At 64.2% G+C, this 14,959-nt stretch carries 15 protein-coding genes; 10 read left to right on the top strand and 5 right to left on the bottom strand.

The window, feature by feature from the left end:
* Positions 1–12: 12 nt before the first annotated feature.
* The 5 genes from QFZ40_RS14040 (at position 13) to QFZ40_RS14020 (ending at position 4,925) form a co-directional block, all read left to right on the top strand.
* Entirely contained in the window at positions 13–1,020 is a 1,008-nt protein-coding gene (locus QFZ40_RS14040; RefSeq protein WP_306905137.1) for a branched-chain amino acid ABC transporter permease, read from the top strand.
* Positions 1,017–2,264 carry a branched-chain amino acid ABC transporter permease gene (locus QFZ40_RS14035; protein ID WP_306905135.1) on the top strand — a complete coding sequence of 416 codons (1,248 nt, stop codon included), beginning with the start codon at positions 1,017–1,019 and terminating at the stop codon, positions 2,262–2,264. The genes QFZ40_RS14040 and QFZ40_RS14035 overlap by 4 nt, the downstream gene beginning before the upstream one ends.
* Positions 2,261–3,196: an ABC transporter ATP-binding protein gene (locus tag QFZ40_RS14030; RefSeq protein ID WP_306905133.1), complete on the top strand. Its 936-nt coding sequence runs from the start codon at positions 2,261–2,263 to the stop codon at positions 3,194–3,196. Before QFZ40_RS14035 ends, QFZ40_RS14030 begins: the two co-directional genes overlap by 4 nt.
* Complete coding sequence (locus QFZ40_RS14025) at positions 3,183–3,896, top strand: ABC transporter ATP-binding protein (protein WP_306905131.1); 714 nt, start codon at positions 3,183–3,185, stop codon at positions 3,894–3,896. The genes QFZ40_RS14030 and QFZ40_RS14025 overlap by 14 nt, the downstream gene beginning before the upstream one ends.
* A 129-nt stretch (positions 3,897–4,025) precedes the next feature.
* Positions 4,026–4,925, top strand: coding sequence for a Bax inhibitor-1/YccA family protein (locus tag QFZ40_RS14020; RefSeq protein ID WP_306905130.1), 900 nt, complete (start codon positions 4,026–4,028; stop codon positions 4,923–4,925).
* Positions 4,926–5,052: 127 nt separating this feature from the next.
* Here the strand turns inward: QFZ40_RS14020 and galK are convergent, their stop codons facing one another.
* From galK to QFZ40_RS14005, 3 genes are read right to left on the bottom strand one after another with little or no spacing between them, the layout of a single operon-like run.
* A complete protein-coding gene (gene galK / locus QFZ40_RS14015; protein WP_306905129.1) occupies positions 5,053–6,231 on the bottom strand; it encodes a galactokinase in 1,179 nt (392 codons plus the stop codon).
* On the bottom strand, positions 6,228–7,388 hold the full coding sequence (gene galT, locus QFZ40_RS14010) for a galactose-1-phosphate uridylyltransferase (protein ID WP_306905126.1): 1,161 nt from the start codon (positions 7,386–7,388) through the stop codon (positions 6,228–6,230). Before galT ends, galK begins: the two co-directional genes overlap by 4 nt.
* Positions 7,385–8,296: a DeoR/GlpR family DNA-binding transcription regulator gene (locus tag QFZ40_RS14005; protein WP_306905125.1), complete on the bottom strand. Its 912-nt coding sequence runs from the start codon at positions 8,294–8,296 to the stop codon at positions 7,385–7,387. The genes galT and QFZ40_RS14005 overlap by 4 nt, the downstream gene beginning before the upstream one ends.
* A 108-nt stretch (positions 8,297–8,404) precedes the next feature.
* Between QFZ40_RS14005 and QFZ40_RS14000 the strand changes: the two genes are divergently transcribed.
* The 4 genes from QFZ40_RS14000 to QFZ40_RS13985 all read left to right on the top strand — a co-directional run bounded on the left by QFZ40_RS14000 (position 8,405) and on the right by QFZ40_RS13985 (position 12,720).
* Positions 8,405–9,364 carry an aldose 1-epimerase family protein gene (locus tag QFZ40_RS14000; protein WP_306905124.1) on the top strand — a complete coding sequence of 320 codons (960 nt, stop codon included), beginning with the start codon at positions 8,405–8,407 and terminating at the stop codon, positions 9,362–9,364.
* 228 nt (positions 9,365–9,592) lie between these two features.
* Positions 9,593–10,852: an AI-2E family transporter gene (locus QFZ40_RS13995; protein WP_306906929.1), complete on the top strand. Its 1,260-nt coding sequence runs from the start codon at positions 9,593–9,595 to the stop codon at positions 10,850–10,852.
* 3 nt (positions 10,853–10,855) lie between these two features.
* Positions 10,856–12,094, top strand: coding sequence for a threonine ammonia-lyase (gene ilvA, locus QFZ40_RS13990; protein ID WP_306905123.1), 1,239 nt, complete (start codon positions 10,856–10,858; stop codon positions 12,092–12,094).
* An 8-nt stretch (positions 12,095–12,102) separates the two neighbouring features.
* On the top strand, positions 12,103–12,720 hold the full coding sequence (locus QFZ40_RS13985) for a rhomboid family intramembrane serine protease (RefSeq protein WP_306905122.1): 618 nt from the start codon (positions 12,103–12,105) through the stop codon (positions 12,718–12,720).
* 33 nt (positions 12,721–12,753) lie between these two features.
* Here QFZ40_RS13985 and greA read toward each other — a convergent pair whose 3' ends face one another.
* On the bottom strand, positions 12,754–13,248 hold the full coding sequence (gene greA, locus QFZ40_RS13980; RefSeq protein ID WP_306905120.1) for a transcription elongation factor GreA: 495 nt from the start codon (positions 13,246–13,248) through the stop codon (positions 12,754–12,756).
* Positions 13,249–13,405: 157 nt separating this feature from the next.
* On the bottom strand, positions 13,406–13,861 hold the full coding sequence (locus QFZ40_RS13975; protein ID WP_306905118.1) for a DUF4307 domain-containing protein: 456 nt from the start codon (positions 13,859–13,861) through the stop codon (positions 13,406–13,408).
* 135 nt (positions 13,862–13,996) lie between these two features.
* On the opposite strand from QFZ40_RS13975, the gene mca reads away from it, so the two are divergent.
* Positions 13,997–14,902, top strand: coding sequence for a mycothiol conjugate amidase Mca (mca, locus tag QFZ40_RS13970; RefSeq protein ID WP_306905116.1), 906 nt, complete (start codon positions 13,997–13,999; stop codon positions 14,900–14,902).
* Positions 14,903–14,959: the final 57 nt, after the last annotated feature.

Below are 14,959 nucleotides of genomic sequence, written 5' to 3'. Positions count from 1 at the left end.
CAGGATGTGCCAATGCTTCCCCTGCTTGTCCCCTTGCCTCCGATGGAAAACGACTGGATTTCCTTCGACATACCGTCCCTCATGCAGAATTTCTGGAGCGCAACCTTTGACGGGTTGACGTTCGGAGCCATCTACGCGCTGGTGGCCCTGGGGTACACCCTCGTCTACGGTGTCCTCAACCTCATCAACTTTGCCCACTCCGAGGTCTTCATCGTCGGCTGTTATGCCGTGGTGTTCACCTTGACCTCATTGGGATTCGGCCCGTCAGTGCCGCGGCTGGGGCTAACGGCGATCATCCTCAACCTCATACTGGCGCTGGTACTCGCCATGGTGGCGTCCGCTGCAACAGCTTTCCTGCTGGAGCGTGTGGCCTATAAACCCTTGCGGCGGCGCAATGCACCGCGACTGGTCTTCCTGATCACCGCCATCGGTGCATCCTTCACCATCCAGTACATCATTTACCTCGTGCGCGGGCCGAGCCCCGAAGTCGCCATCACCATGTTCCGCCCGCTGGCGATCTTCGACGTTTTCGGTACCATCGTTGACTCGCAACAGGTGGTGATCGTCATCGCGGCCATCATCATGATGGTGGCCACGGAGCGGTTCATCAGCAAGTCCCGCACCGGCCGTGGCATCCGTGCCGTCGCCCAGGATCCGGACACTGCCACGCTGATGGGCGTGAACAAAGAGCGGATTATCATCACCACCTTCGTGATCGGCGGTGTGCTGGCAGGAGCCGCCGCATTGTTCTACGTCATGAAGATTCCTTCCGGCGTCCAGTACAGCGGCGGCTTCGTGCTGGGGATCAAGGCGTTTGCGGCGGCGGTACTTGGCGGTATCGGCAACGTGCGCGGCGCGCTCCTAGGCGGACTGCTGCTCGGCCTCATCGGCAACTACGGGCAGATCCTCCTGGGCAACTCGCAGTGGACCGACGTCGTCGCCTTCGTCATCCTGGTCCTGGTCCTCCTGCTTCGTCCGCAGGGTATCCTGGGCACCTCCCTTGGAAGGAGCAAAGCATGAGCATGGTCGATGGACCCACGCCACTTCCGGAGGCGGCCACGGAGCAAGCTGCCGAGGAGCGCGAGGCCAAGTCCGCGGGGCCCGGCACCAGCGTCACCCCGGAAAAACGAGGCCACGGCATCTTCGGTTCCCTCGGTGAACGCTGGAACGCCCTGCCGCGCCAGCAGCAATGGGCCTTCCTCATCGTCGTCGTGGTCCTGGCCTACCTGCTGCCGCTGATCAACCCGCCGATTATCACCACGGAGCCCGGTAACAACTTCGCCCTCGCCTGCTTCGACATGGCCCGCTTCGCGCTCATTGCCGTCGGGCTGAACGTGGTGGTGGGGTATGCCGGGCTGCTGGACCTTGGCTACGTGGCATTCTTCGCCGTGGGCTCCTATTGCGCGGCGATGCTGACAAGCCCGGACTCCCCGTTCCTGCACATTCCCTACCTGTGGACAATCCCCGTAGCGATGGCGATCACCATGTTCTTCGGCGTGGTGCTGGGTGTTCCCACCTTGCGCCTGCGCGGCGACTATCTGGCCATCGTGACTCTTGGCTTCGGTGAAATTGTCCGCATCCTCGCCACGATCATCCCCGCCATGAAGGGCCAGGTGGGTTTCCAGAACGTGGGCCACCCGCCGGGTACAGAGCCGGACGGTGCTCCCATCTTCTCGAATTCCAATGGGGTGCCGTGGTACTGGCTCACGCTGACCATCATCATCGTCATCACCCTCCTCGTGGGCAACCTTGAGCGGAGCCGCGTGGGGCGGGCATGGATTGCCATCAGGGAGGATGAGGATGCCGCCGAAATCATGGGCGTTCCCACCTTCAAGTACAAGGTCTGGGCCTTCGCCATCGGAGCAGCCATCGGGGGCATGTCGGGGGCATTGTTCGCCGGGCAGGTGGGCTTTGTGAACAACCAGAAATTCGACGTCACCACCTCGATCCTGTTCCTCGCGGCCGTGGTGCTGGGAGGCGCCGGCAACAAGGTCGGAGCCATCGTCGGCGGAGCACTGGTCAGTTACATCCCGCTGCGCTTCACGGCCATTGCTGAGTACAAGTACCTCATTTTCGGCATCGCGCTTGTGCTGATCATGATTTTCCGGTCCCAGGGCCTGCTGCCCGCTCGCCAGCGGCTGCTGGCCTACGGGCGTACCGCCTATAACAAGGTTGCCAAGAAGGACTCCAGCGGGCTCGCGGGCGGCGACGTGCCGCCGGCCGGCCGCTCCGGACTGGGCCATGAGAAGGGAGCACAGGCATGACCACCGACGGCGCAGCGCCTGTTAATTCGGGCACAGAGACGGCCAGCCAGGCTGCTCAACCGGCTGAAATCGACGTCGAAGCACTGGCGGAAGCCGGGGTTGACCTGGAGCTGGCCGAGAAAGTGGCCCCGGACCGCGATATTGCGGTAAAGGTGGGGGACAACATTGTCGAAGTGCAAAACCTGACCATCAAGTTCGGCGGCCTCGTCGCCTTGGACAACGTCAGCTTCAACATCAAGCGGGGCGAAATCCTTGGCCTGATCGGACCGAACGGCGCGGGCAAAACCACGTGCTTCAACGCCATGACCGGGGTGTACAAACCCACTAGCGGAAAAGTGGTACTGGAGAGTCAGTCCCTCAACGGACTGAAGCAACACAAAATCACCAGGCTTGGACTTTCGCGCACATTCCAGAACATCCGGCTTTTTGGCGAGATGACGGCTCTTGAGAACGTCGTGGTGGGCCTTGACGCCCGGCACCGTACCAGTGTGGGCGGAGCGTTGCTGCGGCTGCCGACGCATACCCGGGAGGAAAAATCGGCCATTGTGCGAGGAATGGCCTTGTTGGACTTCGTGGGCATCGCTGACCATGCACACTTCCTCTCCCGGCACCTGCCCTACGGCTACCAGCGCCGCCTGGAGATTGCCCGCGCCCTGGCGACGGACCCGAAGGTGCTGTGCCTGGACGAGCCGGCGGCAGGGTTCAATCCGGCTGAAAAGGAAGAGCTGATGGCTCTCATCCGCACTATCCGGGATGAGGGCTATACCGTGCTGCTGATCGAGCACGACATGAAGCTGGTCATGGGTGTGACCGACCGGATCGTCGTCCTGGAGTTTGGCAAGAAAATCGCGGACGGGCTGCCGCGCGAAATCCGTGAAGACCCGCGCGTGATCGCGGCCTACCTGGGGGAGCCCGAAGATGACATTGCTTGAACTCGAAGGCGTATCAGTCCATTACGGCCGGATCCAGGCCATCCGGAACATGTCCTTCACTGTCAACGAGGGCGAGGTCGTTTCACTTATCGGCGCTAACGGGGCCGGCAAGACAACCACGATGAAGACGATCTCCGGGCTACTCAACTGCTCGACTGGTAAGATCACCTTCGCCGGGCAAGACATCACGAAAATGAAGGCCCACATCCGGGTGGTCCATGGCATCTCGCAGGCTCCGGAAGGGCGCGGGATCTTCCCCGGCATGACTGTCCTGGAGAACCTGGACATGGGAACTTTCGGCCGCAAGGACAGGAACGGCGTTCCCCGGGACTTGGAACGCGTGTTCGATCTCTTCCCACGGCTGAAGGAACGGGAGAAGCAGTATGGCGGCACCATGTCCGGCGGGGAGCAGCAGATGCTCGCCATCGGCAGGGCGCTGATGTCCAACCCGAAGCTGCTGCTCCTGGATGAACCGTCGATGGGCCTGGCGCCACAGTTTATCCGCCAGATCTTCAAGATCATCAAGGAGATCAACAACCAGGGCACCACCGTCCTGATGGTCGAACAGAATGCCAACCAGGCCCTGGCAGGAGCGCACCGGGCCTTTGTTCTGGAAACCGGTGAAATCACGCACAGCGGAACGGGAAAGGAACTGATGGCCAACCCGGCTATCAAGGAGGCCTACCTGGGCGTGGGCTAGCCGTAAAACACCATGTCACAGTTGGGTTGCGACTCCAGGAGAGGGAACTTTCAGCCGTGGCTGGACGTGGAAATTGGTAACGTGAACCATAAGTTCAGTATCCAGCCCTTTATATGGAGGACACCCGCAATGGCACTTGGCGGCAACCCGATCTTCAACGGAAAGAATTTCCGTGGCGCCACGCAGGCACCGCCTGTCCCGCAGGCTCCCTACGGCCAGCAGCCTTACGGCCAGCCCTATGGCCAGCAGCCTTATGCCCAGGGGGGCGGGCCGCAGCAGCAGAACATGACGAACGAGCAACTGCAGCAGATGTACACCCAGCCGGCGGCGGGCCCTGCCGATACCGGCCGGATGACGTTCGACGACGTCATCGTCAAGACTGCGGCGTGCCTGGGCGTCCTGGTTGCCGGCGCAGCGGTGACCCTGTTCGTCGGCCAAAGCCTGGCCATGTTGCTGATGGTTGTCGGCGCCCTGGGCGGCTTCGTGCTGGCACTGGTCAACACCTTCAAGAAGCAGCCGTCCCCGGCCTTGATCCTCACCTACGCGGGACTGGAGGGGCTTTTCCTCGGCGGCCTCACCCGTTTCCTTGATGCCCTCTACCCGGGGGTCGGGCTGCAGGCCGTCATCGGCACTCTGTCCGTCTTCGGCGTCACGCTTCTGCTGTTCAAGAACGGCAAGGTCCGGGCGACTCCCAAGGCCATGCGGTTCTTCATGATCGCAACGATCGGCTACGCGGTCTTCGCCCTGGTCAACATGGTCCTGATGTTGACAGGCGCCGTGGATTCACCGTTCGGGCTCCGCAGCGGCGTTATCATCTTCGGCATCCCGCTGGGTGTGTTCATCGGAGTCCTGGCCATCGGCCTGGCAGCCTTCTCGCTGATCATGGACTTCACGAGCATCGAGGCAGGCGTCCGGAGCGGGGCGCCCCAGCGCTTCTCCTGGACAGCGGCATTCGGCCTTACCGTGACGCTGGTCTGGCTGTACGTGGAGATCATCCGCCTGCTGGCCATCCTCCGCGGCGACGACTAGCACCCGGCCCCTGCAGCCGTCGTATTTTCCGAAGGCTCTTACCAACAACGGGAGAGGACCCCCGCCAGCTGCAGTTCCTGCTGGCGGGGGTCCTCTCGCGCTGTGTGCTGTCCTGAAAAGGACGGTCCTAGGAGATCCGCATGGCTCCGGCGGCCGGGGTCACCGTGAAAATGTCCGGTGCCGTGAAGCCGGCTTCGGCGAAAGCGCGTTCGACGGCGGTTCGCACCTGTTGCTCTGCCGCCGCCGGAGTAAGCGCGATGGCCGAGCCGCCAAAACCTCCGCCGGTCATCCGGGCGCCAATGGCTCCGTTGGCGCGGGAAGTGTCAACAGCGAGGTCAAGCTCCGGGCAGGAAATCTCGAAGTCGTCCCGCATGGAGGCGTGGCTCGCGTCGAGCAACGCACCGATGGACCCGGGACCTTTGCTTGCCAGCAGGTCCACCGTCCGGATCACGCGGTCGTTTTCGGTGACTACGTGGCGAACCCGCCGGAACGTCTCCTCATCCAAGAGTCCGCTGGCTTCTCCAAGGTCGTTTATCTCGACATCACGGAGGGCCTTGACACCAAGAATCTCTGCGCCAAGTTCACAGGCTGCCCGACGCGATGCATAGCCGCCATCGGCATGCGAGTGCGAAACCTTGGTGTCGATCACCAGCATTACCAGCCCGGCAGGCTCAGCCTCAAAAGGCACCAGGCGCACGCTCTGGTCCCGGCAGTCGAGGAATACTGCGTGGCCCTTGGCCCCGCGAAGGGATGCCGACTGGTCCATGATGCCGGTGGGGGCGCCCACGAAGTCGTTTTCCGCCTGCTGGGTGGCCAGCACCATGGCCTCGGGCTCCAGGCCGGCTCCAGTCAGCTCATTCAAGGCCGATACTACAGCGCATTCGATCGCATGGGAGGAGGACAGCCCGGCGCCCAGGGGGACGCTGGAATCCAGGAGCAGGTCCAGGCCGGGAACCGTGATTCCACGCTGCTGGAGGGCCCAGATGACGCCGAGCGGATACTTGGTCCAGCCTTTGGCGGCTGCCGGGTCCAGGGCGCCGAGGTCGGTGCTGAAGACTCCCTGGTCGCCGTACGTTGACAGCAACCTCACGGTGGAGTCCGGACGGACAGCGATAGCCACCCGGGCCGTCTTGTCGATGGCAAACGGAAGCACAAAGCCCTCGTTGTAGTCCGTGTGTTCGCCGATCAGGTTGACGCGCCCGGGCGCCTGCCACACGCCGTCGGGGGCGTGGCCGAATTCACGCTCAAAGCGGCCGGCGAGCCCGGCGGCAACGGGAGCGGTCAGCGGGTCGGGTGCGGCACTCACGCGCGTGCTCCTTCGGGTACGGCCGCCGGGGCGGCGGCAGGGGAGGGTGTGGAAGGCGGGACCACAACGGCGCGGAGGCGTTCGGCCACGCTTTCCGGAGTGGTGTCATTGATGAAGGCGCCCATGGCGGCCTCGGAACCGGCAAGGAACTTGAGCTTGTCGGCCGCCCGGCGCGGCGACGTCAGCTGGAGGTGGAGGTAGCTCGCCGGCCGCAGGACGTCGTCGAGTGGGGCCTGGTGCCACGCCGAAATGTATGGCGTCGGCGTCGGGTACAGGGCATCAAGCCGTTTGAGCAGGTCAAGGTAGACATGGGCGAGCTCGTCTTTCTCCTCCCCGCTCAGGGCCGCGAGGTCGGGAACCTGGCGGTGCGGCACCAGATGGATTTCCAGCGGCCAGCGCGCGGCGAAGGGCACGTAGGCGCTGAAATTTTCGCCTTCCATCACCATCCTGCCTCCGTCGTTCCGTTCGGCAGCCAGCAACGAACCCGTGAGCGTCTGCCGGCCGTCCGCCTGATCGTAGAACCTCCGCGCAGCCGCGCCCAGGACGCCGGCCCGCGGCGTCACATAGGGGTAGGCGTAGATCTGCCCGTGCGGGTGGTGGAGGGTGACCCCGATGTCGGCCCCGCGGTTTTCGAACGGGAACACCTGCTTGATGCCCGCCAGTGCGCTCAGGGCTTCGGTGCGCTGGGACCAGGCTTCCACCACGGTCCGGGCCCTGGCTTCGCTCAGTCCACTGAACGATCCCGTGTGCTCGGGGGTGAAGGACACCACTTCACAGCGTCCGTAAGCGGGACCGGTGGTGCCCCAGGCAGGATCCGCGGGTACGCTGCCCAGGGCAGGGCCGAGGGACGGGAAGCGGTTTTCAAACACCACGACGTCGTAGTCGGGCGCGGGAATCTCCGATGGATTGTTCGCCGTCGTGGGGCAGATGGGGCACTGGTCCGCGGGAGGCAGGTGCGTTCTGGTCTGCCGGTGTGCTGCCACCGCCACCCACTCGTCAGTCAGCGCATCGAACCGCACTTCTCCGGGCTCTCCGCGTTCCGGGAGGTCCCGGTGGTCAGTCGTTGTTTCGGCGGTACGGGGCTTGGGCGATTCCGCATCGTCGAAATAGATCAGCTCCCTGCCGTCGGCAAGTCTGGTGCTGGTGATACCCGTCATGGTTTTTGTCCTTTGGATACTGGTACGGGAAGCTGCTCGGCTTCCGGCGGGCTGGCAGTGATGGTGGGTTGTTCGGTTGGCCCGTCCCGGCCTGCCGGGACCGCAGCGACGCGAACGTCTGGGATGGCTTCACGGAGGGCCGCCAGGAAACCTGCCGGGAGCTCCGTGATGCCCGTGTCGGTGATCAGAGTGTCGATGGCGGAGAGGGCACAGATTCCCGCCAGGCCCACGACCCCGTATTTGGTGGCGTCGGCCAGCACGATGAGTTTCCGGGAAGCTTCGATCATGGCGGCGTTGAGTTCGGCTTCGAGCAGGTTCGGAGAGGTGATCCCGGCCTGGGGATCCATGCCGTGGACGCCCATGAAGCACAGGTCGGCATCCACCGTCCTGACAGCACCGGCTGCCAACGGGCCGACCAGGGCTTCGGAGGGAGTGCGTTCCCCGCCCAGAATCAGCGTCCGGATGCCGCCGTCGTGGTCCGCGGAACTGCCGGCCAGTGAATTGGCCACCATGATTGAGTTCGTGGCGACGGTGAGGCCCAGGTTCCGGGGGAGGATCCTGGCAAGTTCAAAGGTGGTGGTGCCGCCGGAGATGAGCAGGGTCATTCCGGGTTCCACCAGGAGCGCTGCCTCGGCCGCAATAGCGGCCTTGGCTGCGAGCTGCCGGGCGGACTTGCTCGCGAAAGCAGGCTCCAGCGCACTGAGGCTGTCCGTGCGCACGGCCCCGCCGTGGACCCGAAGCACCAGGCCGCTGGCATCCAGCGCATCGATGTCCCGGCGAATGGTCATCTCGGAGACCTCGAAGAGCCCGGCGAGGACAGCCACCCGGACCGTCCCCTGGGCCTGGACCTCCTGGAGGATCAGGTGCTGCCGCTGTGCTGCCAGCATGGATTCCTCCTCGGATGTCATCACGTCTTCCAATTGTTACATATTGCGCTCAGAAAAGAATAGATTCAAACAAAAGACAACAGGGAGACGTGATGGCTGCACGGCCCCCGGCCCTGTACGGTGGTGCCCATGACTTCCAGCTCAGACCCGGCCGCGGACCGTTCCGGGGGACCCGGGACCTATGCCACAGGGCGGCAGCACGAAATCCGACGCGGTGACGCCCTCGCTGTGGTCACCGAGCTCGCGGCAGGCCTTCGGCTCTACAGCCGTTCCGGGGTACTCCTCACCGAGACCTACGGGGATGCGGATATTCCACCAGGGGCTTCCGGTATTACCCTGGCGCCCTGGGCGAACAGGGTGGAGGACGGGGTCTGGTATCTGGACGGCAGGAAGCAGCAGCTGGACATCACGGAAGTCTCGAGAAACAACGCCAGTCATGGACTCCTGCGGAACAGCGCCTACGCGCTCATCGACGAGTCCCCCTACTCTGTGACCCTTGAGGCGACCGTCTTCCCGCAGCACGGCTACCCCTTCCTGCTCCGGCACCGCGTTCAGTATTCCCTCGCCGAGGACCTGGGCCTGGTGGTCACGCAGACGCTGATCAACGATTCGCAGGCGAGGGCGCCGTTCGTCCTGGGCGCGCACCCGTATCTGAGGCTGGGGGACGTCGACATGGACGAGCTGACGTTGACTGTGGCTGCTGAGACACGGCTGGTGGCGGACAACCGGCTTATCCCGCGCAGCGCGGAAGCCGTCAGTGGGGATACTGACCTGCGCGGAGGCCGGCGGGTTGGAGGCCTCGCCGTCGACGTCGCCCTGACGGACATCGGGTTCGACGGCGGGGTGGCCCGCCATACGCTGACGGCTCCGGATGGCAGGGCGGTCACTCTGTGGCAGGACGAGGCCTGCACGTTTGTGCACGTGTTTGTCACCACGGAATTTCCGGGCAGGACCCGCGCTGTGGCTATAGAACCGATGACCGGACCTGCCAACGCCTTTAATTCGGGTGACGGGCTCCGCTGGCTTGAGCCGGGGGACTCCTTCACCATGTCCTGGGGGATCAAGGCCGCCCTGGCAGACGGCGGGTAGCGGTTTCCCATAAGGCCGCTGCTGGGGAAGTATTAGGCTATGACGCCAGCTGACGACGCCACACTACAGAACCGCATTGCACCGAACCCGCTTGCATCGAACCCCGCTGCATCCAACCCGGCTGCATCGAATCCGACTGCCACCAATCCGCATGCCGAGACAGCAGCCGCGGCCGCCCGTGCCGCTGACACTGCCGTGGCGGCAGAAGAGGCCCCGACGTTGCGGGCCATGGGAGACCGGGAACTTGACGGGGACATCCCTTATGGCGTTCGGATCGCCGCGGCCTGGGCATGGCGGCTGGGACTGATCCTGGTGGTGGGCGGCGGGTTGATCTGGCTGCTGAGCAGGGTCAGCTTCCTGATTATCCCTGTCATGGTGGCGGCATTGCTGGCCGGGCTCCTGAATCCCGTGGCGGGCTGGCTGCGGAGCCGCGGGCTGCCCAACGGGGCAGCCGTAGCGATCACCGTGCTGGGCTTCATCGGCCTGATCGCGGGCTCCCTTGCCCTGGTGGGCCGGCAGCTGGTTTCGGGATTCGGGGAACTGTGGACCGAAGCCCTGGTTGGCGTGGAGCAGGTCCAGGATTGGCTGGCGGACGGCCCGCTGCACGTGACCGCCGATCAGATGGATCAATACCTCAGGGAAGCCACCGCCGCCCTGCAGAACAACAGCAGCAGTATCCTCAGCGGTGCGTTGTCCTTCGGCAGCACTGCCGGGCACTTTGCGGCGGGCCTTGTGCTCGCCCTTTTCATCCTGATTTTCTTCCTCCTGGAAGGCGACAGGATCTGGGCTTTCCTGGTCCGGCTGCTCCCCAGGAATGCCCGTGCAGCGACCTTTGGCGCCGGCCGCCGTGGATGGACCTCCATGGTCAGCTATGCCCGGATCCAGATGTTTGTCGCCTTTGTCGATGCGGTGGGCATCGGCGTCGGCGCCGCCATCATCGGGGTTCCCCTGGCCCTGCCCCTGAGCGTGCTCGTGTTCATCGGCTCGTTTATCCCGGTGGTGGGTGCCCTGGTGACGGGTGCCGTCGCCGTCCTCCTGGCCCTCGTGGCCAACGGGCCGGTCAACGCCCTCATCATGCTTGGCATCGTCCTGCTGGTCCAGCAGTTGGAGAGCCACATCCTCCAGCCGCTGGTGATGGGCAAAGCAGTAGCACTGCATCCGGTGGCGGTGATCCTTACCGTAGCGGCGGGCTCCTACCTGGCTGGAATCCCCGGGGCCCTGTTCTCGGTGCCCATCCTCGCCGTAGCAAACTCGGCGATTCGCTACATCGCCGGCAGAACGTGGGAACATGAACAAGTGCTGGCAGCCCCCGGAGTGGCGGTGACAGTCGGCGCGGGCGAAGACGACACCTTCAAGGAGGTCAGCCTGCCCCGCGTCAAATACTGGCGAGGCAAGGGCGCCGCGCCCAGCACAAATGCATCCAATCCGGATGCCCAGACCGGATCTGCGGGACCGGGCGCCGGAGCCGAATCCGCCAAAGGAGAATAGTCCGTGAACATCCTTGAAACCCTTCCCGTCACGCTGGACGATGTCCTGGAGGCGCAGAAGCTGCTCGAGGGAATTATTGCGCGGACACCGGTGGAATCATCGCGGGCGCTGGGCGGATTGGTCGGCGGCGACGTCTACTTCAAATGCGAAAACCTGCAGCGGGCCGGATCGTTCAAGGTACGCGGGGCCTACGTCCGGATGGCAAGGCTTTCCCCCGAGGAGAAAAAACGCGGTGTCGTCGCTGCCTCCGCCGGGAACCATGCCCAGGGTGTGGCCGTCGCCGCGAAGAGCCTTGGCATCAAAGCGCGCATCTACATGCCCATGGGGGTCGCCCTCCCCAAGCTGGCCGCGACGCGCAGCCACGGCGCCGAGGTGATCCTCCACGGACACAACGTTGACGAGGCGCTTGCGGAGGCGCAGCGTTATGCCAACGAATCGGGAACGGTCTTTGTCCACCCGTTCGACAATGTGGACGTCGTGGCAGGCCAAGGCACAGTAGGCCTTGAGATTCTGGAACAGATCCCCAACGTGGACACCATCCTGATGGGCGTTGGCGGCGGCGGGCTGCTGGCGGGGGTTGCTGTCGCGGTCAAGGCAAGGGCCAGGGAACTGGGACGGGAAATCCGGATCATCGGGGTTCAGGCGGAGAACGCCGCCGCCTATCCGCCGTCGCTGGCCGCTGATGCCCTGGTCCCGCTGAAGAGGGTGTCCACCATGGCGGACGGCATCGCCGTCGGCCGTCCCGGGCAACTGCCGTTCAGCATCATCCGGGAACTCGTGGACGACGTGGTGACCGTCAGCGAGGATTCCCTGGCACGCGCCCTGATCTTCCTGCTGGAACGGGCAAAGCTGGTGGTGGAACCTGCCGGCGCAGTAGGAGTGGCCGCACTGATGGACGGCACCATCGAAAATCCCGGCACCACAGCCGTGATCCTTTCCGGCGGCAACATCGATCCGATGCTCATGCTCAAGGTCATCCAGCGCGGCCTGTCCGCCGCCGGCCGCTACATGACGGTACGGATGATGCTCGACGACCGTCCCGGATCACTGGCAACGATCGCCCGCATCATCGCCGAAAACGATGCGAACGTGACGGGCCTGGACCACACCCGTGTGGGCGGTTCCATCAGCATGGGCGACGTCTCCATCACCGTGAACCTCGAAACCAAGGGCCACCAGCACTGTGAGCAGGTCCTTAGTGCCCTCCGGGCCGAGGGCTTCCAGCCCATCGTGGTCCACTAGGAGCACACATGCTTGACGCCATGGGGGACGGGAGTCCAAGAAGCCGGGCAACAACTGCCTCGCGGGCCAAGGGCGGCCTGCTGGTGGTGGGTGGATTCGCCGTGATGCTGTTGGCGATCGAGGTCGTGAACATGCTGACCTTGCACGCCCTGAACAGGACCTTCGGCCTCCGGCCGCGCAGCCCTGACGGGCTGCTGGATATTTTCACGTTTCCGCTGCTCCATGCGAGCCTCAACCACCTGCTGTCCAACACTTTTCCGCTGATCATTTTCGGGTTCCTGGTGTTCCTGTCCGGGCTCAGGGTGTTCCTGACCGCGTTGGCATTGAGCTGGCTGGGCTCCGGGATCACGGTCTGGCTGATCGGCGACGGCGGCATCACAGTTGGCGCCTCCGGGCTCGTTTTCGGGTTGTTCGCCTTCCTCCTGGTGAGGGGATTCTTCAACCGCAGCTGGGGGCAGATCCTGCTGTCGATCCTGCTGTTCATGGTGTACGGCAGCATCCTCCTGGGCGTGCTGCCCGTTGTGGCGGGGTACATTTCCTGGCAGGCACACCTGGGCGGCGCCCTGGGCGGCGTTGCAGCCGCGATGCTGCTCGGCCGCCGAAACGGAAACACCGGCCGCCCCTGACGGGCGGCCGGTGTGTCGGTTATGGCTGGGCCACTAGGCGGCGTAGGGCTTGGCGGAGAGGATCTCCACCGTGATGTCCTTGCCGTTGGGCGCCGTGTAGCTTAGTTTTTCGCCCTCTTTGTGGCCGACGATCGCGGCACCGAGCGGGGATTTTTCGCTGAAGACATTAAGGTCGGAGTCCCCTGCGATTTCACGGGATCCAAGCAGGAAGGTTTCTTCATCCCCGGCGATCCTGGCCACGACGATCATGCCGGGTTCTACAATTCCGTCGTCGGCGGGGGCTTCACCCACATGGGCATCCCGCAGCAGGGCAGTCAGTTGGCGGATCCGGGCCTCGATCTTGCCCTGTTCTTCCTTGGCAGCGTGGTAGCCGCCGTTTTCCTTGAGGTCGCCTTCCTGGCGGGCAGCTTCAATCTTCTGGACAATCTCCGCCCGGCCAGCGCCGGAAAGGTGGTCCAGCTCTGCCTTCAGGCGGTCAAAAGCTTCCTGGGTGAGCCAGGCTGCAGGCGCGCTGTTGGTGGTAGACACGGACTTCTCCTCTTGTGGGTCATACAGCAAAAGACCCCGCCACGGTGGCCACTTGTGGAACTCAGCAACCAGCTCAGCGGGGTAAAGGTATTGATCTATTGTAGTCAATCCTATGGATTAACCCAACCGGCAAGCGGTGCAGATCACATTTTCCTCTTCATTTGCCGCCCGGAACCCAGCAGCTGTCCACCAGCCCCGAGACGGGAAGTGACTCCGTGTGAAGGGCAACGCGCTGGGAGACAGTGCGGCCGTTGTCCGCCGTACCGTCCTTCTCTCCGGCCGGGATCTCCACCACTTTCCAGCCGACGACGGCGAACTTGGAGTCCAGGGCCTTGACGGCGCACCTGACTGCCGTGCCCGGCTCCCGGGTCACCTGGAAGTCGACTTCCGTCCGGGTGGCGTCCGTAACGCTGAAGCCGATGTCCTTGGAGGTCACGCCACTGGAGCCAGGAGAGGTGGAAATCCAGGCCATGATGCCTATTCCGGCGGCAACGGCTGTAATTCCGATGGCCCGCTTGGCCTTGCGGGACAGCCGGCGCTTTTGGCCGCCATATCGATTGGCTAGGCTAGTGCTTGCTGGTGGGGAAACGGCCGGCTGATCCTGGGAAGTCACCAATTCAGTTTAGTGCGGATCCGGGAGTCGGTTCTCCGGGCTGCGGAATGCCTGACCCGCCCGATGCCATAGCCTTACATGACCGCCCGGCCGTAGCCGCCGGGCTGCTACATAAGAAAAGAGGAGCCGTCCCCGATGACAGCGTCCAGCACACCCTCGGCCCCGCTCCGGCTGCTCGCCGTTCACGCGCATCCTGATGATGAGTCGAGCAAGGGCGCCGCCACGATGGCCATGTATGCCGCCGCCGGCGTGGACGTCATGGTGGCTACCTGCACTGACGGATCCAGGGGCGGTATCCAGAACCCTGCAGTGGAGGGGGAGCCGCATCCCAAGCGCGACATGGCAGGCGCCCGGCGGCTGGAGATGGACCGGGCTGCCAAGGTGTTGGGCATCAAGCAGCGCTGGATCGGCTTTGTTGACTCCGGGCTGCCCGAGGGTGATCCGCTCCCTCCCCTGCCCACCGGCTCCTTTGCTACTCAGCCGCTGGCGCGCGCCGCGGCGCCACTGGTTCGGCTGGTCCGACGCTTCAGGCCGCATGTGTTGATCAGCTACGACGAAAACGGGGGCTATCCGCACCCGGACCACATCATGGCGCACCGGGTTGCCGTGGAGGCGTTCGAGGCGGCGGGGGATCCGGGCCGTTATCCCGGGACGGGTGATGCGTGGGAGCCCAGCAAGCTCTACTACGACCGGGCTTTCAGCCCCGAGCGTTTCCGGGCACTCCACTTTGCCCTTGAAGAAGCGGGATTGCAGTCGCCTTACGCGGAGAGGCTCGCGGCCTGGCTGGAGACAGATGCCGAGGGTCATACGCCGCCGCCTGCCGTCCACCCCACCACCACCCAGGTGGATTGCGGTGACTACTTTGAAGTCCGCGATGATGCCTTGCGCGAACACCGGACCCAGGTCGACCCGCTGGGGTTCTTCTTTGCCGTCTCGCCCGACATGCAGCGCCGTGCCTGGCCGTGGGAGGACTACTCCCTGATCCAGTCAAGGGTGCCCGCCCAGCTGCCGGAGAAGGACCTTTTCGCGGGGATAAGATAGATACAGCAGGCAATTTCTATGCCGCGTAGAAGATGAGCCGGGACTCTGGCCCGTGCC

The sequence above is a fragment of the Arthrobacter pascens genome (assembly GCF_030816475.1).
Lineage (GTDB): Bacteria > Actinomycetota > Actinomycetes > Actinomycetales > Micrococcaceae > Arthrobacter > Arthrobacter pascens_B.
The sequence above is the reverse complement of the archived record's forward strand: the minus strand, read 5'-3'. Positions and strand labels throughout refer to the sequence as shown.

Coding starts and splice junctions, on each gene's coding strand:
- QFZ40_RS14040 (WP_306905137.1), top strand. CDS start 13: ATGCTTCCCCTGCTTGTCCCCTTGCCTCCGATGGAAAACGACTGGATT.
- QFZ40_RS13985 (WP_306905122.1), top strand. CDS start 12,103: ATGCTTGACGCCATGGGGGACGGGAGTCCAAGAAGCCGGGCAACAACT.
- QFZ40_RS14020 (WP_306905130.1), top strand. CDS start 4,026: ATGGCACTTGGCGGCAACCCGATCTTCAACGGAAAGAATTTCCGTGGC.
- galT (WP_306905126.1), bottom strand. CDS start 7,388: ATGACGGGTATCACCAGCACCAGACTTGCCGACGGCAGGGAGCTGATC.
- QFZ40_RS14005 (WP_306905125.1), bottom strand. CDS start 8,296: ATGACATCCGAGGAGGAATCCATGCTGGCAGCACAGCGGCAGCACCTG.
- QFZ40_RS14025 (WP_306905131.1), top strand. CDS start 3,183: ATGACATTGCTTGAACTCGAAGGCGTATCAGTCCATTACGGCCGGATC.
- QFZ40_RS14030 (WP_306905133.1), top strand. CDS start 2,261: ATGACCACCGACGGCGCAGCGCCTGTTAATTCGGGCACAGAGACGGCC.
- QFZ40_RS14000 (WP_306905124.1), top strand. CDS start 8,405: ATGACTTCCAGCTCAGACCCGGCCGCGGACCGTTCCGGGGGACCCGGG.
- QFZ40_RS14035 (WP_306905135.1), top strand. CDS start 1,017: ATGAGCATGGTCGATGGACCCACGCCACTTCCGGAGGCGGCCACGGAG.
- QFZ40_RS13995 (WP_306906929.1), top strand. CDS start 9,593: ATGGGAGACCGGGAACTTGACGGGGACATCCCTTATGGCGTTCGGATC.
- mca (WP_306905116.1), top strand. CDS start 13,997: ATGACAGCGTCCAGCACACCCTCGGCCCCGCTCCGGCTGCTCGCCGTT.